This window comes from Halorubrum distributum JCM 13561 (assembly GCF_000337395.1).
Lineage (GTDB): Archaea > Halobacteriota > Halobacteria > Halobacteriales > Haloferacaceae > Halorubrum > Halorubrum distributum.
This window is the reverse complement of sequence record NZ_AOJF01000034.1, coordinates 84,881-103,964: the sequence shown is the minus strand read 5'-3', so window position 1 is coordinate 103,964 and position 19,084 is coordinate 84,881. Positions and strand designations below refer to the sequence as shown.

14 protein-coding genes and 1 pseudogene are annotated in these 19,084 nt (G+C 67.0%); 4 read left to right on the top strand and 11 right to left on the bottom strand.

Features of this window, described 5'->3' with window-relative positions; translation table 11 throughout:
- Position 1: 1 nt before the first annotated feature.
- The 5 genes from C470_RS07895 to C470_RS07875 form a co-directional block, all read right to left on the bottom strand.
- Positions 2–1,147 (bottom strand): NAD(P)/FAD-dependent oxidoreductase, encoded by a 1,146-nt coding sequence (locus tag C470_RS07895; RefSeq protein ID WP_008366470.1) that lies wholly within the window; start codon positions 1,145–1,147, stop codon positions 2–4.
- Positions 1,144–1,380, bottom strand: a complete 237-nt coding sequence (locus tag C470_RS07890; protein WP_007345802.1) for a sulfurtransferase TusA family protein — start codon at positions 1,378–1,380, stop codon at positions 1,144–1,146. The genes C470_RS07895 and C470_RS07890 overlap by 4 nt, the downstream gene beginning before the upstream one ends.
- A 122-nt stretch (positions 1,381–1,502) precedes the next feature.
- Positions 1,503–2,096 (bottom strand): class I SAM-dependent methyltransferase, encoded by a 594-nt coding sequence (locus C470_RS07885; protein ID WP_008366469.1) that lies wholly within the window; start codon positions 2,094–2,096, stop codon positions 1,503–1,505.
- Positions 2,097–2,317: 221 nt separating this feature from the next.
- Positions 2,318–3,601, bottom strand: coding sequence for a M20 family metallopeptidase (locus C470_RS07880; protein WP_008366468.1), 1,284 nt, complete (start codon positions 3,599–3,601; stop codon positions 2,318–2,320).
- A 105-nt stretch (positions 3,602–3,706) separates the two neighbouring features.
- Positions 3,707–4,123, bottom strand: a complete 417-nt coding sequence (locus tag C470_RS07875) for a helix-turn-helix domain-containing protein (protein WP_049908407.1) — start codon at positions 4,121–4,123, stop codon at positions 3,707–3,709.
- 162 nt (positions 4,124–4,285) lie between these two features.
- Between C470_RS07875 and C470_RS07870 the strand changes: the two genes are divergently transcribed.
- The 4 genes from C470_RS07870 (at position 4,286) to prf1 (ending at position 10,039) form a co-directional block, all read left to right on the top strand.
- Positions 4,286–4,726 carry a DUF302 domain-containing protein gene (locus C470_RS07870; RefSeq protein WP_008366467.1) on the top strand — a complete coding sequence of 147 codons (441 nt, stop codon included), beginning with the start codon at positions 4,286–4,288 and terminating at the stop codon, positions 4,724–4,726.
- A gap of 78 nt (positions 4,727–4,804) precedes the next feature.
- Entirely contained in the window at positions 4,805–5,740 is a 936-nt protein-coding gene (locus C470_RS07865) for an NAD-dependent epimerase/dehydratase family protein (RefSeq protein ID WP_008366466.1), read from the top strand.
- Positions 5,741–6,406: 666 nt separating this feature from the next.
- Complete coding sequence (gene argS / locus C470_RS07860; RefSeq protein WP_004598694.1) at positions 6,407–8,215, top strand: arginine--tRNA ligase; 1,809 nt, start codon at positions 6,407–6,409, stop codon at positions 8,213–8,215.
- A 573-nt stretch (positions 8,216–8,788) separates the two neighbouring features.
- Positions 8,789–10,039 carry a peptide chain release factor aRF-1 gene (gene prf1, locus C470_RS07855; protein WP_008366465.1) on the top strand — a complete coding sequence of 417 codons (1,251 nt, stop codon included), beginning with the start codon at positions 8,789–8,791 and terminating at the stop codon, positions 10,037–10,039.
- Between the two features lie 34 nt (positions 10,040–10,073).
- Here the strand turns inward: prf1 and C470_RS07850 are convergent, their stop codons facing one another.
- The 6 genes and pseudogenes from C470_RS07850 to C470_RS07825 all read right to left on the bottom strand — a co-directional run bounded on the left by C470_RS07850 (position 10,074) and on the right by C470_RS07825 (position 19,055).
- On the bottom strand, positions 10,074–10,517 hold the full coding sequence (locus C470_RS07850; protein WP_004598696.1) for a metal-dependent transcriptional regulator: 444 nt from the start codon (positions 10,515–10,517) through the stop codon (positions 10,074–10,076).
- A 43-nt stretch (positions 10,518–10,560) separates the two neighbouring features.
- Positions 10,561–11,046, bottom strand: coding sequence for a hypothetical protein (locus C470_RS07845; protein ID WP_004598697.1), 486 nt, complete (start codon positions 11,044–11,046; stop codon positions 10,561–10,563).
- A gap of 143 nt (positions 11,047–11,189) precedes the next feature.
- Positions 11,190–12,404 (bottom strand): Fe-S cluster assembly protein SufD, encoded by a 1,215-nt coding sequence (sufD, locus tag C470_RS07840; protein WP_008366464.1) that lies wholly within the window; start codon positions 12,402–12,404, stop codon positions 11,190–11,192.
- 1 nt (position 12,405) lies between these two features.
- A pseudogene (gene sufB, locus C470_RS07835) lies at positions 12,406–13,904 on the bottom strand (Fe-S cluster assembly protein SufB).
- Positions 13,905–13,956: 52 nt separating this feature from the next.
- The gene (locus C470_RS07830; RefSeq protein WP_008366463.1) at positions 13,957–14,880 is read right to left on the bottom strand and encodes an ABC transporter ATP-binding protein; all 924 of its coding nucleotides are present in this window, start codon (positions 14,878–14,880) and stop codon (positions 13,957–13,959) included.
- Between the two features lie 146 nt (positions 14,881–15,026).
- Positions 15,027–19,055, bottom strand: coding sequence for an intein-containing DNA polymerase II (locus tag C470_RS07825; protein WP_008366462.1), 4,029 nt, complete (start codon positions 19,053–19,055; stop codon positions 15,027–15,029).
- Positions 19,056–19,084 lie beyond the last annotated feature (29 nt).

The window sequence follows — 19,084 nt, the reverse complement described above, 5'->3', positions numbered from 1 at the left end:
GTCAGAGCAGCCCCCGCGCGGTGAGCCAGTAGGACTCGTTGTACGCCAGCTTCGACCAGTGGAGCTTCTCCGAGGGCGGCGCGGGCGACGGCGGGTTCTCGTAGTCGAACTCGACGAACGAGGCCGAATCCATCCCGGTCTCGATGAAGCACAGGGTCTTGCCGTCGTACGTCGCCGTCGCCGGCCGGCCTCGGATCTCGCTCGCGAGGCGCTGCCCGACGACGCCGGCCTGGTAGTGGGCGACGCTGCCCGCGTTCGGGACGCCGGTGTCGGCGGTGTCCCCGAGCGCGTACACGTTCTCCGCGGCCTCGGCCTCCAGCGTGTGCTTGTCGACGTCGACCCAGCCGCCGTCGCCGAGCCCGGCCTCCTCGATCAGGTCGACGCCGCCGTGGGGCGGGATCGACACGAGGAGGTCGTAGTCGAGTTCGGTTCCCTCCATCGACGCGATCGTCTCCGCGTCGGGGTCGACCGACTCCGCGTTGAAGAACGTCTCCACGTTGATGTCGCGCTCCTCCATGATGGGACGGGCCCACTCGGCGATGTGGGGATTCCCGTGGACGCGCTGGATCGGGTACGTGTAGGTGACCTCGACGTCCTCGCGCAGGCCGCGCTCGCGGAACCAGTCGTCGACCATGAAGACGAACTCCAGCGGCGCCGCCGGACACATGTGCGGCGTCCCGATGACGCTCAACACGATCTCGCCCTCGGTGAATTCCAGCAGCTCCTCGCGCAGGGCGGTCGCGCCCGACTCGCTGTAGTAGTCGTGTCCGCCCTCGACGAGCCCGGGGATCTGCTCGGGCTCCAGCGTCGACCCGGTCGCCAACACGAGGTGGTCGTACTCCATCGGCGCTCCGCCGCCGTCGAACCGGAGCCGCCGGGCGTCGGTGTCGATCTCGGACACGCGGTCGATCCGGAGGTCGACCGCGTCGTCGACGAGCTCGTCGAGCGCGCGGCGCCCGTCCGCCGGCTCCCGCTGGCCGAACGGCACGTACAGCCAGACCGGCTTGTACACGTGGTCGGGGCCGTCGTTGATCAGGGTGACCTCGACGTCGCCCGCGTCGAGCTCGGGTTCGAGCCGGTCGGCGAGGTCGTTGGCGAGCACCGACCCGCCGGTCCCGCCGCCCACGATGACGATGCGCTCGGTCATGCTTTCTCCACGTAGAACGCGTTGTGGTCGTCGAGCTCCTCGACGGCGAGCAGCTCGTTGCCGGCCTCCTCGGCCCACTCGGGGACGTCGGTGAGCGACCCCTCGCTGTCGCTCAGGAGTCGGACGACGTCCCCGGACTCGGCGCCTCGGATCGCTCCGATGAGGTCCATCAGGGGGCCGGGGCACGCCGCGCCTCTGGCGTCGACGGTGTTGTCGGGTTCGATGTCGGTCATGGCAGTCTCACACGCGACAGTTGCGGGGGCGGCCTATTAGTCTTGTGCGAGAATTCCACTATTCTAAAATCCGACCGCTGCGAGCGCGTCGGTCGCGACCGCGACGCGAGCGCGCCGGTGCGCTACCGGCGGAACACAAGCGCGTAGTGGTACGGCGGCAGATCGATCCGCCGGTCGAGTTCGAACGCTGCGGCCCGACTGACGGCGCCCTCCGTTTCCTCGGGGGGCATCCGCAGCTCCGTCGGCGGGCCCCGGGGCTCGCCCCCGACGGTCGTCGCCTCGCGCGGGCGGTCGTGCCAGTTGACGACGATCAGGCTGCCGCCGGGCGCGATCGCGTCGAACGCCTCCGCGACGAACGCGGCGCGGTCGTCGACGCCGTGGAAGGTGTTCGCCACGACGAGCGCGTCGACCGGGTCCGGGAGGAGTTCGGTCAGATCTCGGGCGTCGCCGTGGACCGAAACGACGTTTTCGACCGCCTGTCGCTCGGCGAGCGAGCCCAGCTCGTCGAGCAGTGCCTCGTCCAAGTCGACCGCGTACACGGGCGCGGGCTCGACGATCCGGGCGGCGGGGAGCGCGAAGTAGCCGCTCCCGCAGCCGACCTCGGCGACCGACAGCCCGGCCTCGATACCGAGGTCTCGGAGCGTCGCGCCCGGAGTCGGCCAGAGCTTCCCCCACCAGTCCCAGTCGGGCTGGCCGGTGTTCTGAAACCGATCCATCGTCAGCGGCCACCCGACACGCCGACTCGCGGGGGTCGGTGCGGAACGGCGACTCGGTCGATTCCGCCGACTACGGAACCGCGCTCGTCGCTCCCGCGAGGCCGTTCGTGCGCCGAGTTAGTATTGTTTTTCATGCCCATAAATAACCAATTTTACTATCTAAGCCTTTCTGACCCGCTCCGGGCCGGCGGTGAGCGAGTCCTCCCGCCCGTCGCGGTCCGCTACCGGTCCGTTTCCGCTCGCCACGCCGACGGAAGTCGAGCGTAGACGACCGCGTTGTCGACGAGCGCGTCGACCGGGACGTACTCGTCCGGGGCGTGGAGCGTGTCGGTCCCGAGCGCGAACTCGACGGTCGAGATCCCGGCGTTCCGGAGCTTCTTGGCGTCGCCGCCGCCCGTGGCGCTCCGCCTGAAGACGCGGTCTCCCGTCACGGCGGCCGCCGTCGACGCGACGGCCTCGACGAGCGGGCCGTCCGGGTCCTCCGCGGTGCCGACGCTCCACGAGACGTCGGCGATCGCGACTCCCTCGCAGTCGGCGACGCACTCGCGGATCCGCGCGAGCACGTCGGGCGTGTGGACGCCCGCGGTCAGCCGCACGTCGACCTCGGCGCGCGCGGACCCCGGGACGGCGTTTATCGCGTCGCCCCCTTCGAAGACGCCGAGGTTGATCGACGGGTATCGGAACAGGTCCCGCGCGGTGCTCTCGCCCATCGACGGGGCGTAGTACTCGATCGACTCCTCGACGATCGGCTCCATCTCGGCGTCGACGTCGAGCCGCTCGGAACCGAAGCGTCGGCGCATCGTCTCGACGGCGTCGTAGAGCCGGTCGACGGCGTTGACGCCGAGCGCCGGTCGAGAGCCGTGGGCGCTCTCGCCGCTCGCCTCGAGCGTCAGCCAGATGCTGCCCCGGTCCGCGACCGTGACGGAGTGGCGTCCCTCCTCGCAGGTCGGCTCGCCGATCACGCACGCGTCCGCGTCGAGCGTATCCGCGTCGAGCAGCGCCGGGAGGCCCGCGTCGCCGCCCACCTCCTCGTCGCTCACGAAGGCGAACAGGAGGTCGACGGGCGGCTCCGTCTCGGTCGCGGCGACGGCCCGGATCGCGAACAGCAATGACGCCACGGCGCCCTTCATGTCGGTCGCGCCCCGGCCGTAGACGCGGTCGGCGGCGCGTTCGCCGAGCGGATCGCGCGTCCACGCGTCGGCGTCGAACGGCACGGTGTCGAGGTGTCCGTTGTACAGCAGCGTGCGGTCTGACGCGCCGGGGACCCGCACGAGCAGGTTCGGCTTCGTCGGGTCGACGGCGAACCGCTCGACCGCGACCGGAAGCGGATCGAGGAACCGCTCGATCTCGGCGACGATCTCCCGCGTGTCGCCGGGCGGATTCGACGTGTCGACCGCGAGCAGATCGAGGGTCAGCGAGACCAGCTCCTCGCGGTTGGCCCGCACGTATTCGGCGGGAGCGTCGTCGGCCGCGGGCGGTCGAGACGCTCCCGTGTCTTCGGCCATACCCGTCCGTTCGATCCCCAGCGATTTATTTATTTGTACGCTTCTCACAATATCGCAGCGGGTTGCGTGGGTACCGCCACGCCGAGCGGTGCGGTCGCCCGCGCGTCAGGTCCCGGGCCGAATCGGACGGTCCTCGCGTTCGTCCGTCTCTCGGCCGTACCGGTATTCGAACTCCTGAACGAGCTGACCGACGGTCGCGTACCAGCTGTTGAGCAGCCGTTGCATCTCGCGGGCGACCTCTTCGGGCGCTCGCAACCGGTACACGTAGTAGTACCCGCCCTGATCGTAGTTGACTTGCCGTTGGACGACGACGCCGGCCTCGACGAGCCGGGAGATAGACCGGTACGCCGTCGACCGCTCGCAGTCCAGCCGGTCCGCCACGTCGTCGACGGTGAGCCCCTCGTTCTCTCCGTGGAGCGCCTGAAACACCGCCTGATCCCGCTCGTTGAGCCCGTGAACGCACTCTAAGAGCTCGAGGCACTCCATGTCGCGTTCGAGATCGTCACGCACTGACGCGGTCATCGTACCGGACAATAGGGCGGCAGAATGGGTTAAAGTTGTTCCCGAAACGCACAATACTATCGGGGCGCCGGTCGCTCCGATGAGGTTCAACAGGTCGGTTCTCGGCTCTCTCCGCGTGCTATCCGAAGAGCCTTTGTTACGTAGGTCCAAGACGGTACACGAATGACGCTCCCAATCGACCCGAGTCAGATCGACCCGGACGACATCGGCGAACAGCAGACCACCCTCGAGATGGGTCACGAGGAGGCGATCGAACACGTCCGCGAGGTGTTCACCGATGCCGGCTTCGGCGTCCCCGTCGAGTTCTCCCCGTCGGAGATGCTCAACGAGAAGGTCGACGCGGGCCGCGACCCCTACTACGTGCTGGGCGCGTGCAACCCCGAGGTGGCCGACCGCGCGCTCGACGCGACCGACAACACGCTCGGCGCGCTGATGCCGTGTAACGTCGTGGTCTGGGAGGAGGAGCCCGGCGTCCAGCGCGTCTACCACGTCTCCATCATGCGCATCGCCCGGCTCGCGGGCATGGCGCCCGACGACGACGTGATGGCGGACATCGTCGCCGACACCGGCGAGATGGTCGACGAGGCGTTCGAGAGCCTGTAGTCGCGTCCGCTCCGTTCCCGCCCCGCCGCCCTCGCTCCGATTCCACACCTACTTATCCGCGACCGCCGACGGACCGGTATGAACCTCGCCGATTCGCGCGTCCTCGTCACCGGGGGCGCCGGCCTCGTCGGGAGCCACCTCGCCGCCGCGCTGCTCGACCGCGGCGCGACCGTCCGCGTCGCCGACGATCTCTCGAAGGGGACCCGCGACCGGGTCCCCGACGGCGCCGAGTTCGTCGAAGCGGACGTGACCGACTCGGACGACGTCGCCCGCGCGGTCACCGAGGACCTCGACGCCGTCTTCCACTTCGCGGCGTACACCGACACGAACTACGACGACGACCGCGTCCTCTTCGAGGAGAACACCGAGATGACGTATAACGTCTTAGAGCGGATGCGCGAGGTCGGCGTCGACCGCTTCGCGTTCACCTCCTCGTCGACGGTGTACGGCGAGGCGCCGCGGCCGACGGCCGAGGACTACGCGCCGCTCGAACCCATCTCGATCTACGGCTCATCGAAGCTCGCGGACGAGGCGCTGATCTCGACGTTCGCGCACTCGTACGGGGTCCAGTCGTGGGTGTTCCGCTTCGCGAACATCGTCGGCCCGCGCCAGCGCGGCAACGTGATCCCGGACTTCATCGAGAAGCTGGACGAGGACCCGACGGAGCTGGAAATCCTCGGCGACGGCCGCCAGGAGAAGTCGTACATGCACGTCACCGAGTGCGTCGACGCCATCCAGCACGTCGTCGAACACGCCGACGACGCGTACAACGTGTACAACCTCGGCACGCGGACGACCACCTCCGTCACAGACATCGCCGACATCGTGAGCGAGGAGCTGGGCGTGGAGCCGGAGTACGCCTACACCGGCGGCGACCGCGGCTGGACCGGCGACGTGCCGAAGATGCGGCTGTCGATCGAGAAGCTCGCCGACTTGGGGTGGGAACCCTCGATCGAGAGCGATGAGGCGGTCCAGCGGAGCGCGCGCGAGCTGATCGAGGAGATCGTCTCATAAGTAGCGGCTGATGGATGCCGTGACCTCCCGAATTGCCGTTCAGAGTGATTATTTATAAATCGTTGATTGCGGTCGACCGTGGTCGCCCCCGAAACTCCAGCCGGCCGCTTATAAATGGTTGCTGACGGATCGGCGGTGAACAGCTTCAAAGCCCCAGCCGCTTGTTTATAAATAACTGAGAACAGATCGGCGGTGAATGCCTCCAAAGCCCCAGCCGTGAGGACAGCGCACGCTCGTTGCGCGCTTCAGTCGCTCGCGGTGCTCGCTCCCTCCAGTGCTTCCGTCGCCTGCGCTGTCCTCGCGGCTGCCCCTTTGAGTCCCGCCCTGCCCCGCCCCGCACCTCACACCTCCCCAGCCTCGTCGCCGGACTACGTCCGGCTGTAAGCGAGAGCTTCGCTCTCGCCCTGTCAGTCGCCTCNCCCCAGCCTCGTCGCCGGACTACGTCCGGCTGTAAGCGAGAGCTTCGCTCTCGCCCTGTCAGTCGCCTCCGCTTCGCTCCGGCGACTGACTCCCTCGCACGGTGCTGACTCGCGGCCGCCCTCGGCGGCCGCTCGCAGGCACGCGCCACCGCAGTCCCGAATGTCTCAATTTCGTCCCTTCGATCCCACGCCTCGTCCGCCGAGCCGCTTCGGAAGGGCCTTTTAACCCGCCCGTCGAACGGACGGTATGTTCAGGCAGTTCCGGTCGGAGGTCGAGGCGGCGCTCGCGGACGCGCTCGGCTCGCTCGACCTCCCGACCGACGACCTCGGCATCGAACGCCCGCCCGACGACATGGACGCGACGCTCGCCTCCAGCGTCGCCTTCCGGCTCGCGGGCGAGGTCGGCGCGCCCCCGCCGCAGGTGGCGGGCGAGGTCGCCGAGGCGGTGTCGGTCGCGGACGCCGACTACGTCGCGAGCGTCGACACCGCGGGGCCGTACGTCAACTTCCACGCGAACGAGCGCTACCTCGCGGACACCCTCGACGCGGCCGCCGTCGACGACGACTACGGTGCGCTCCCCGACCGGGACACCTCGGTCGTGGTCGAGCACACCAGCGCGAACCCGACCGGCCCGGTCCACGTCGGCCGCGCGCGCAACCCCATCGTCGGGGACGCCGTGGCGAACCTCTTGGAGTACGCGGGCTACGACGTCGACCGCCACTACTACGTCAACGACGCCGGCCGGCAGATGGCGGTGTTCACGTGGGCGTACGAGCGGTTCGACGAGTCCGACCTCGACGCCGACCCCGCCCGCGACCGCGCGGAGTACGACCTCGTGCGCTACTACCGGAAGGGGAACGCCTTCTTAGAGGAGGCCGACGCCGACGCGGTCGAGGCCGCGGAGGCGGAGATCCAGTCGATCCTCCAGGGGCTCGAAGCCGGCGACGAGGAGACATACGAGCGCGTCGGCGAGGTCGTCGACACCGTCCTCGGCGGGATGAAGGATTGTTTGGCGCGCCTCCCCGCGGAGTTCGACGAGTTCGTCAAGGAGACGCGGTTCATGCGCGACGGCTCCACCGACGACATCGCCGGCCGCCTGAAGGAGACCGACCACGCGGTCTACGAGGAGGACGCCTGGCAGCTGGAGCTCGACGAGTGGGGGATCGAGAAGAACCTCGTCTTCCTGCGCTCGGACGACACGAGCCTCTACACCACCCGCGACTTGGCCCACCACGAGTGGAAGTTCGACAACTACGACCGCGCCGTCACCGTCCTCGGCGAGGACCACAAGCTCCAGGCCGACCAGCTCGACGCGACCCTCGAACTGCTCGGCAACGACGCCGACCGGCTCGGCCACGTCATCTACTCGTACGTCAACCTCCCCGACGGGAAGATGTCGACGCGGAAGGGAACGGGCGTGATGCTCGACGACCTCCTCGACGAGGCGATCGACCGCGCCCGCGACGCCGTCGAGTCCCGGATGGACGACCGCATCCGCGACGACGACCTCACCGACGCGGACGTCGAGCGCATCGCCCATCAGGTCGGGATCGGCGCCGTGCGGTACGACATCGTCTCCAAACAGCCCGCGAAGGCGATCACCTTCGAGTGGGAGGACGCGCTCGACTTCGAGGCGCAGTCGGCCCCGTTCGTCCAGTACGTCCACGCGCGCTGCGCCGGCATCCTCGGCGAGGCCGCGGCGGAGGGCGTGGACGTACCCGGCGTGACCGCGGACGCCGACGGCGAGGTCGACCTCGACGCGCTCGACGTGGACGCGGGCGCCCTCGAAACCGACGCAGCCCGCGACCTCCTCCGCGAGGTCGCGCGGTTCCCGGCCGCGATCGAGGCGGCGGCGGACGACCTCGAACCCCACACGATCGCGACGTTCACCCGCGAGTTCGCGGACGCGTACAACGCCTTCTACCGCGAGTGCCCGGTCGTGACCGCCGAGACCGACGAGCTGCGGGACGCCCGGCTCGCGGTCGTCGCGGCCGCGAAGCACACGATGGCGAACGCGCTCGACGTGCTGGGCGTCGAGGCGCCGGAGTCGATGTAGGATCGGTGCCGTCGAGTTCGGCCCTTCGGGTACTGACCGGAAATCGGCGGCGAACACCAAAGCCCCAGCCGCACGTTTATAAATAGCTGCTAGCGGATCTGCGGCGAACACCAAAGCCCCAGCCGCGAGGACAGCGCACGCTCGCTGCGGTCCTCGGTCGCTCGCGCTGCTCGCTCCCTGTGGTCCTTGCGTCGCCTGCGCTGTCCTCGCGGCTGCCCCTTCGAGTCCCGCCCCACACAGCACCGCCCCGCACCTCACACCTCCCCAGCCTCGTCGCCGGACTACGTCCGGCTGTAAGCGAGAGCTTCGCTCTCGCCCTGTCAGTCGCCTCCGCTTCGCTCCGGCGACTGACTCCAGCGAGAATCGGAGATTCTCTGGCAGCCGGCGCGTAGCGCCGGCGACCTCGCGCGTGCTGTCTCGCGGCCTCCGCTTCGCTCCGGCCGCTCGCAGGCACGCGCCACCGCCTCGTCTATTTATAAGCAAGCGTGCGTTCGACGACCCGTACGACCCGCTATCGACGCGCCGGCCGGGAGGTCAAAGATTACTTACACGCACGCGACCGTATTTCAGGCAATGAGTAGCGACGCACAGGAGGCGAACGAGGACCGCCGGAAGTACGAGTTCCGCAAGGTCATCGAGGAGCTCAAAGACTTCGAGGGCTCCGGCACCCAGCTCGTCACCATCTACATCCCCGAGGACCGGCAGATCTCCGACGTGGTGGCCCACGTCACGCAGGAACACAGCGAGGCGTCCAACATCAAGTCGAAGCAGACTCGGACCGCCGTCCAGGACGCGCTGACGTCTATCAAGGACCGACTGCGCTACTACGACACCTTCCCGCCGGAGAACGGGATCGTGATCTTCTCGGGCGCCATCGACGCGGGCGGCGGCCAGACCGACATGGTCACCCGGACGCTGGAGTCGCCCCCGCAGCCCGTCGAGTCGTTCCGGTACCACTGCGACTCGGAGTTCCTCACCGAGCCGCTCGAACACATGCTCGAAGACTCCGGGCTGTTCGGGCTCATCGTCCTCGACCGCCGCGAGGCGAACGTCGGCTGGCTGAAGGGGAAACGGGTCGTGCCCGTCAAGTCCGCCTCCTCGCTCGTCCCCGGCAAACAGCGGAAAGGGGGCCAGTCCGCACAGCGGTTCGCCCGCCTGCGCCTGGAGGCCATCGACAACTTCTACCAGGAGGTCGCGGGGATGGCCAACGACCTGTTCGTCGACAAGCGCCACGAGCTCGACGGCATCCTCGTCGGCGGTCCCTCGCCGACCAAAGACGTGTTCCTCGACGGCGACTACCTTCACCACGAGCTCCAAGACAAGGTGCTCGGCAAGTTCGACGTCGCCTACACCGACGAGTCCGGGCTGAAGGACCTCGTCGACGCGGGCCAGGAGGCGCTCGCCGACCAGGAGATCGTTCAGGACAAAAACGACATGGAGGAGTTCTTCGAGAAGCTCAACACCGGCCAGGAGGCCACCTACGGGTTCGAACAGACCCGCCGGAACCTGATCATGGGCTCCGTCGACCGGCTGCTCATCTCCGAGGACCTCCGCTCGGACGTCGTCGTCTACGAGTGCCCGAACGGCCACGAGGAGTACGAGGTGGTCGACGCCCGCCACTCGACGCCGGACCACGAGTGTAGCGAGTGCGGCGAGGAGGCGGCGGTCGAGGAGCGCGAGGACGTCATCGAACACCTGATGGCGATCGCGGAGCAGCGCGGCACCGAGACCCGGTTCATCTCCACGGACTTCGAGAAGGGCGAGCAGCTCCTCGACGCGTTCGGCGGAATCGCGGGCATCTTGCGCTACTCCACCGGCGTCTAAGGCCGAGAACCCGCTCCGCGACCGTTTACCGTTTTTACTGCTGCTCCGGTTCGACCGGCTCCGGAGCGATCTCTAAGCACGCGCAGGCGTCGGACTCGGGGTCGAAGCAGTCCGGGCACTCCGGCTGGCGGTCGATGATCGTGTCGAGCCGCTCCGCCACCGTGTCGTCGATGACGGCCTCCAGCTCGCGGGCCTCCGCCTGGAAGTCCTCGACCGCGAGGACGTTCGCGAGGAAGCGCTCGATGATACAGTAGGTCTGGAGCGCGTCGCGGGCGCGGACGATACCGTCGTCGGTGAGCGTGACGCCCTTGTACTTCTCGTGCTCCGCGAGGCCGCGCTCTTCGAGCTTGCCGATCATCTCGTTGGCGCTGGCCGGGCTGACGCCGAGCGAGTCGGCGATGGACCCGGTCGAGGCGGGACCGTCTTCGCTGTCCTGTACGACGTATATCGTCTTGAGGTACTGATCTGCGGTGTTCACGGCTGTCCTCCGTCGGCGCTCGTCGGCGACTCGTCTGCCCGGTTCATCGGCGCTCCATGACCTCCGTGACCTCGCGCACTCCCTCGGCCTCCTCGTCGCGGATCGTCGTCAGGGTGGCGAGCAGCTCCCCCCGGTCGATCGAGAACGTCGCTTCGGAGTCCTCGATCGCCTCGATGAGGTCGTCGTAGAACTTGTACGCCGTCTCCTCGTTGCACAGCTGGTCGTACAGCACGTCGTCGAAGTCCTCCGGCCGCGTCCGCCCGTAGCGGGCGTCGACCAGCGACTCGATCTCGCCGAACGGGACGCTGTCGACGCCGAGCCCCTCGACGAGCGACTCAAGCCGCTCGCGGTGGTCGGCGGACTCCTCGGCGGCGTCCGCGAGCAGCGTCTCCACCTCCTCGTCGAGCTCGGCGTCAAGCTGCTGGTAGTGGCGGTGCGTTCGCGCTTCGACGACCTCCTCGAGCACGATTCCGATCTGGAGCAGCCGCGCGAGCTGGTCGTCGGAGGCGACCCGCTGGCTCACACTCACCGCGACCACCCGAGACGGCGCGATACGCGGGTTCGCATACCTCCGACTCGGGCGTCGTCGGTCTTAAGAGATTCCCCTCGCTGGCCGGTCACTCCTCGCCGCGACCACGCCGGAATAAAAAACCGCCAGTCCGCGTCGACGGCCTACTGAAGCCGTTCCAAGACGAGCTCCTCGACGTCGTCGCGGAACTCGTCGACCGCGATCTCTTCGAGGACGGGCACGAAGAAGCCCTCGACGAGCATGTTCCGGGCCGTCCGCGAGTCGATCGACCGGCTCTCGAGGTAGAACAGGTCCTCGGCGTCGACCTGCCCGACCGTCGCGGAGTGGGAGGCCTCGGTGTCGTGGTTGTGGATGATCAGCTTCGGCGACGCGTCGGCCTCGGCGTCGTCCGACAGCATCAGCGTGTTCTCGCGCTGGTAGCTGGAGGTGTTCCACGCGTCCTCGCCGACGTCCTGGACCCCCTCGTAGACGGAGCGGGCGATGTCGTCGAGCACGCCGCGGGTGACGAGGTCGGCGGTCGTCTGCTCCGCCTGGTGCCACACGCGGGCGTTGATGTCGAAGTGCTGGTCGTCCGTACCGAAGAACGTCCCGACGATCTGGCTCTCGGAGCCGTCGCCGTTGAGCTCGGTCTCGATGTCCGAGCGGGTGAGCTTCGACCCGAAGTTGCTCTCGATCCAGTCGACCGTCGCGTACGTGTCGGTCACGCCGCGCTTCAGCGAGTAGGTGTACGCGTCGTCGTCGAGGTTCTGGAGCGAGCCGAACTGGACGTTCGCGTTCTCGCCCGCGACGACCTCGACGAGGTTCGAGAAGTAGCGGTCGTCGGCGACCTCGGCGTCACCCGTCTCGATCGACTCGAGGATCGTCACCGACGACGACTCCTCGGCGACGACGAGCGTCTGGCTGAACAGCGAGCGGGAGTTCATCTCCGCGCGCACCGTCACGTCTTCGACGTCGACGCCCTCGGGGACGTAGACGAACGTGCCCGTGGTAAAGAGCGCGACCGAAAGCGCCGTGAGGTAGTTGTGTTCGGGGTCGAGGACGGAGCCGAAGTTCGCCTCGATGACGTCGCCGTACTCGTCGAGCGCCTCGGTGAACGGGAGGACGACGACCTCGTCGTCGCCCGCGGTCCGCTCGGTCTCGTCCGCCTGGTTCAGCGGGTCGACGAGCGCCTCGAAGTCCAGCGCCTCCAGGTCGGTCCAGCGGCGGCCCGGCGTCTGGATGACGTCGGGCAGCTCGGCCGTCTCCAGCGCGGAGAGCGCGTTCAGGCGGGTCTCTACGAGCCACTCGGGCTCGTCGCGTTCGTCGGCGATGCGTCGTACCGTGTCCTCCGAGAGGCTCTCGATTGCTTGCGTGCTCATGTTATCCGAGCGAACCCTCCATCTCGAGCTCGACGAGCCGGTTCAGCTCGACGGCGTACTCGATCGGCAGCTCCTCCGTGATCGGCTCGATGAACCCGGAGACGATCATCTGCTTGGCGTCGTCGTCGTCGAGACCGCGCGACTGGAGGTAGAAGATGTCCTCGTCGCCGATCTTGCCGACGGTCGCCTCGTGGGCGACGTCGACCTTCGACTCGTTGATCTCCATGTACGGCATCGTGTCCGACGTCGACTCGTTGTCGAACATCAGCGCGTCGCACTCCACGGCCGTCGAGGAGTTCTCGGCGCCGTCCGCGATGTGGACGAGGCCGCGGTAGTTCGTGCGGCCGCCGTCCTTCGCGATCGACTTCGACTCGACGGTGGACTTCGTGTCCGGCGCGTTGTGGTACACCTTCGCGCCGGTGTCGATGTCCTGGCCCTCGCCCGCGAAGGCGATGGTGATGTGGTTGTCGGAGGCGCNTTCGCGCCGGTGTCGATGTCCTGGCCCTCGCCCGCGAAGGCGATGGTGATGTGGTTGTCGGAGGCGCCGCGGCCCTTCAGGATCGTCGACGGGTACAGCATCGTCGCCTTCGAGCCCATCGAGCCGGAGATCCACTCCATGCGCCCGCCCTTCTCGGCGATGGCGCGCTTCGTGTTGAGGTTGTACGTGTTCTTCGACCAGTTCTGGACGGTCGAGTACTGGACGTGGGCGTCCTCGCCGACGAACACTTCCACGCCGCCGGAGTGGAGGTTAAACGCCGAGTACTTCGGGGCGGAACAGCCCTCGATGTAGTGGACCTCGGAGCCCTCCTCCGCGATGATGAGCGTGTGCTCGAACTGGCCCATCCCCTCGGAGTTCATCCGGAAGTACGCCTGGACCGGCATCTCCACGGTCGTGTTCTCCGGGACGTAGACGAACGAGCCGCCGGACCAGATGGCGCCGTGAAGCGCCGCGAACTTGTTGTCGCTCGGGGGGACGCACTTCGTCATGAAGTGCTCGCGGACGATCTCCTCGTGCTCTTGGACGGCCTTGTCCATGTCACAGAAGATGACGCCCTTCTCCTCCCACCGCTCCTGCATGTTCTGATAGACGATCTCGGACTCGTACTGCGCGCCGACGCCCGAGAGCGCGTTCTTCTCCGCCTCCGGGATGCCGAGCTTGTCGAAGGTGTCCTGGATCTCCTCCGGGAGGTCCTCCCAGCTGTCGGCGCCGCCGCGCTTGTCGATGTCCGGCCGGATGTACGGCACGATCTCGTTGATGTCGACCTCCGAGAGGTCCGGCTGGCCGGGCCAGTCGGTCGGCATCGGCATCTCTTGGAACTGCTCGAGCGCGCGCAGGCGCCGCTCCAGCATCCACTCCGGTTCGTCCTTGTCCTCCGAGATGACGCGGACCGTCTCCTCGGTGAGACCCTTTTCGCTCTTGAAGGCGGACTTCTCCTCCTTCTTGAACTCGAAGCGGGCCTCGGTGTCTGTCTCCTTAAGGTCGTCCTGTTGTGAACTCATAGTGTATTGTTACGGATTCCCGTGTTTACGTGTGTCGCGTGCCCGCATTTGGTTACGCCGCCTCGAAGGCGTCCTCTCGGACCCAGTCGTACCCCTCGTCCTCGAGCTTCTCGGCGAGCTCCGCGCCGCCGCTCTTGACGACTTCACCGTCGAGCATGACGTGAACGTGGTCGGGCTCGACGTAGTCGAGGATGCGCTGGTAGTGGGTGATCTGGAGGATACCCGTGCCCTGCTCGTCGCGGAGCGCGTTGATCCCCTTCGAGACGTCCTTCAGGCGGTCGATGTCGAGCCCCGAGTCGATCTCGTCGAGCACGGCGACGCTCGGCTCCAGCATCGCGGCCTGGAGGACCTCGTTCTGCTTCTTCTCGCCGCCGGAGAAGCCGGCGTTGAGGTAGCGCTGCATGAACTTCTCGTCCATGTCGAGCAGCTCCATCTTCTCGGAGAGGATCTCCTGGAACTCGGCGACGCCGATCTCGCCGTCGTCCGCGGGCCCCTCCATCGGGGAGGTCTCGTAGCCCTCGTCGTCGTCGTCGTCGGCCTCGGCTTCCGCCTCGTCTTCGTCCTCGAACAGCTCCTCTCGCTCGTCCGCCTTCGCGTTGAGGGCCTGGCGGAGGAAGTTCGTCATGGTGACGCCCTCGATCTCGGCGGGGTACTGGAAGCCGAGGAAGATGCCGAGCGCGGCGCGCTCGTTCGGCTCCAACTCGAGCAGCTCCCAGTGATAGTCCTCGTCGTCCAGGTCGACGTCGACGTCGGCGACGTCCTCCTCGCTGAGGTGGAGCAGGATCTCGCCGCCGGTGACCTCGTAGGCGGGATGGCCGGCGATGACCTTCGCGAGCGTCGACTTACCGGAGCCGTTCGGCCCCATCAGCGCGTGGATGTCGCCGGACTCGACGGTCAGGTCGACCCCGAGAAGGATGCGTTCGCCGCCCTCTTCCGCCACTCGTGCGTGAAGATCGTTGATTTCGAGAGTAGCCATGTGTATTCTCGTGCCTCGTACGTTGACGGTGGGGGTTGAGGGGGTTAATGGTTACGCATCTCCCCGTCAAAAGTCGCAAATCAACCAAGAAATTTTCTTTCGATCGAAAACTGCTTTCGACGGTCGGCGTTCACCCTCGCCGACGGTCACATGAACGAGCCGAGTCCGGTCTGTTCCTGGCCCGTCTTGACCTCCTCCCACGACATCCCGAGCGCCTCGATCACGCGCTCTATCGGTCCTTTGAGCGTCTTGTCCAGCATCTTCTCCCAGTCGACCTCGAACTCCTCGGGGACTTGGTCCGCGTACTCGAAGCAGATCACGTCCGGATCGCGTTTGAACTCCCCGTACAGGTGATCGCGCTGCGGGTCGAGCCCCTCCTCGTCTTCCATCCGCGCCCAGAAGTCGGGATGGACCTTCTCGATGTACAGCCGCTTCGGCTTCGACCCGCTCCCGAAGTTGGTGCCGAGCATCAGGTTCGCGTACTTTGCCCCCCGGACCTGCGCGGTCGGCGTGTCGTAGGCGTCCAGCTTCTTCCCGATCCCGCCCGGGATCCCGACCTCGTCGAGGTCCATGTCGCCGTCGAGCACCCGCGCGATGACGTCGACGAGGTACTCTTTCACCTCCTCCATGTCCTCGTCGATGTCGTCGCCCGTGACGATCGTCTCGATGACGTTCTGTTGGACCTCCTTCGTGATCCCGGCGATGTCGGAGCGCTTGTACTCGAAGCCGGTGATGTCGATGTCGTCGACGTCTTTCCCCTCCTTCCAGACGATGTGGCCCGCGTACCGCTTCTTCTTGCCCGCCTGGAAGAAGCGCCGGTAGAGCTTCTCGAACTCGATCTGGAAGCGGTGGTCGTCGGCGTTGAGCTCGTCGCGCGCGAAGTCGTCGTAGCGCTCGTTGATGTGGTCCTCTATCTCGAAGGAGGTCTCGATCGCCTCCTCCTTAGACATGTCAGAAAGGGATAACATAACGCTGTCGGTGTCTCCATAAGATACTTGATAGTTAAGCTCTTCTGCGGCCTCCTCGGTGAAGTCGATGACCTCGCGACCGGTCGCTGTGACGGCTGCTGCGCCCTCTTTGTCGTAAAGCCGGAACCGATCCCATCCCGTAACTCCGTATAGTGATTGGCCGACGAACTGGAACTTCCCGTTCCGCCCCGCGAGGAGCGTGTGATTGTCCTCAACGGTCACGCAGTAGACGCCGTCCTCGGCTTCGCTCCGAGACCCGCTCCGGTGCATCCGAAGCGTGTTCTTCGCGTCTTCCGTGACGTAAATCCGCCAGCTCCCGCTGTCACGGTTGTAGCTCGCGGTGAGCCCGAGGTGAGCACACAGGCGGAGCACGTCGTCCCGAAGCCGTTCGCTCGACGTCGTGTACCTCCACGACCCGGACTGCCGGTCGCCATCGCCGTCGATCAGCGTCTCCAAGAACGCGCGCTTCTGCGTCCTCGTCGCCTCGAAGACGCGGTCCGGGATCCGCTTCTTGAAGCTCCCGTCGCCGCAGCGGTCCCGGAGGAGGTCGCCGAGCAGCGCCGAGGTGAACTGATAGCTGCGGTCGTCGACGTAGTAGTCCAGCCCCATCCGATCGAGAAGATCCCCGATCGTCTCGTGGTCGGAGTCGCCGCCGTCCGCCACGGCGTCCTGCGCGATCTGTATCGTGGTCGCGGAGCCGCGGAGATTGTCGCCGAACCGCTTCTCCTCGGAGGTGTACACGTTCCCTTCCGTGACGTACCACGCGAGCAGTTCGAGGAAGTCGTCGCCGTCGAACGTCCGCGGGATCCACTTCCGACCGGACTCGCGGTGGACGAAGCTCGTCTCGCACACCGATTCGACGTACTCGCGGTGTTCCTCGAACTCGGCAGCCGTGAACACGTAGCCGGTCTCGCCGACGTCCGCCTTCGGCACGCGCCGCGGCGTCCAGCCGAGTTCGGCCGTGAACGTGTGACCGTGGACGCTCGGCCGGACCCACACCTCGTACTCGCCGTCGACGAGTTCGGTCAGATCGACCTCATCGATCCGTTCCCCGTCCGGTCCGTCCCAATCGTGAGGCAGTTCGTAGTTCGTCGCCCGGTCGAGGTCGCCCGCCTCCACGAAACTGTACCCGTCTTCGGTGATCCCGTTCGTCTCGTTCTTTCGGACGAGCATCCGGTGGTTCGGCGTCACCCGGAAGTCGATCTTCGACGTTTCGATGTCGACGAGTTCGTCTCGGTAGTCCGGGTACGCGTGGGTCTCTTCGACGGTCTTCAGCTCCATCTCCTCCGTATCGGGATCGAGCGAGTACACGGCGTCGCCGACCTCCAAGTCCGTAATCGACCGAACGCCGTCGGGGGTTACGACCTCGGTGTCCGGCGTGAAGCAGTTCATAATAACCTTCACAGACGCCTGCTGACGGTCGTACTGCTCGTACGGCTCGGTGCCGGGATCGTGGTCGTTGCGGAGCGCCTTCTTCTCCTCGCGCTCGGAGAGGAGCTCGTCGACCATCTCGCGCATGATCCCGTCCGGCTGTTTCCGGAAGTGGGTCCCGTTGGGCGCGACGTACGTCTCGCCGTCGTACTCGTCGGGGTCGACCTTCGTCTCCGGGCCGGCGTTGATCGTCACCATACACATCGGGTAGAGGCTCTTCAGGTCTTGGACCGTCACCATCTGCTTGACGCCGGTGATCGGGTCGAAGACGGCGCCGCCCTCGAAGTCTTCCGACTCCTGTTGGCCCTTCGTCGGGAGCGCGAACTTCCCGAACGCCTTGTGGAGGACGTACATGTCGACGGTGTCGCCGGGCGTCGGCGCGTCCTCGATCTTACACCCGACGAAGGTGCGCACCTCGTCCCAGAAGGCGATCACGTCCTGTTTCCGGTCGATCTCGACGCACAGCTCCACGTCGCGGATGCTGTACTCCAGCAGGCGCTCGGGGTCCTGCTCCCAGAGGTCGCCGATGTCGCCGGTGTAGCGCTCCTTGCCGACGCCGAGCTCGCGCTCGCCGACCGCGTCGAGGCGGTACGACTCCAGCTCGGTGAACATCGTGCGCTTGTAGGCATACAGCAGGTCGAAGACGACCCGGCCCTTCACGTCCGGGCCGCCCCAGCCGGAGCGCCACACCTCGCCGATCCGGGAGAGTCGGTCGACGTCGAGGTCGTACTGGCTCCCGTCGTCGAGCACCTCCAGCCGGTCGAGGACGTACGGCGCGTCGAAGTCCTCGAAGTTCCACCCGGTCAGGAGGTCCGGGTCCGTCTCGTCGATGTACTCGACGAACGCGTCGAGCATCGCGGCCTCCTCCTCGAAGGTGCGGACCCGGAAGTCGAGCTCCCCGTCGCCGTCGACGATCCCCTCGTAGTCGGGGAGGTCTTCGGGCGGGGGGATCTCGGCCTCGGGCGCATCGTACAGCCAGACGACGTACTCGTCGTCGTAGGAGTCGTGGCTGGTGAGACAGATGATCGGCTCCTCGCCGTCCTCGGGGAATCCCCGGCGGTCGTCGACCTCGATGTCGAAGGTGTTCACACGGAGGTCGGCGTCCACCTCGGCGGGTTCGAGGTGACCCTCGTGGACCTGGATCGTCCCCTCGCCGTCGTCGAGGCGCCGCTCCTCGACGCGGATCCCGCCGTTGATCCCGTTGTCGATCAGGAAGCGGTTCGGGAAGAGGATGTCCGCCTCGAAGCTGGTCTCGAAGTCGTCGCGGATGTTCCCCACGTCGCGGGGCGTCCGGGTGACGATCCGGGTGAGCGGCTCGCCGCGGATGCTCTCGTAGGGTTCGCCGTCGGGGTTCTCCTCGCGCGTGCCGATCACCACGTCGTACTCCTCGACGGGGTCGCGGTCGAGGTCGGCCGTGGGGACGTAGAAGTACGGCTCGACGCCCAGGACGCGGAGGTGTTCGACGACGTCGTGGTCGGCGTCCTCGACGTGTGCCGCCGGCCGCCGACCGAACACGTGGACGACCGGGTACTCGTCGCTGCCGTACCCCTCGACGGCGTAGTCGATCTGCGTGATCATCAGCTCGACGGTCCCGGTCGACTCCGGGAACTTCGCCTCGTCGACGTCGACCACGTCGCTGACGTGGCCGCGTCCGCCGCCGGCGACGGCGGCCGCCTCCTGGGCGGCCAGCTCCTCCCGTTCGGTGTCCGTGTCGCCGTCGGCCCCGTCGCCCGCGTCTCCGGTCGACGAGAAGTCCGACAGCCCCGACTGAGTCATATCCGCCCTTCGGCGTCACCCGGCTAAAA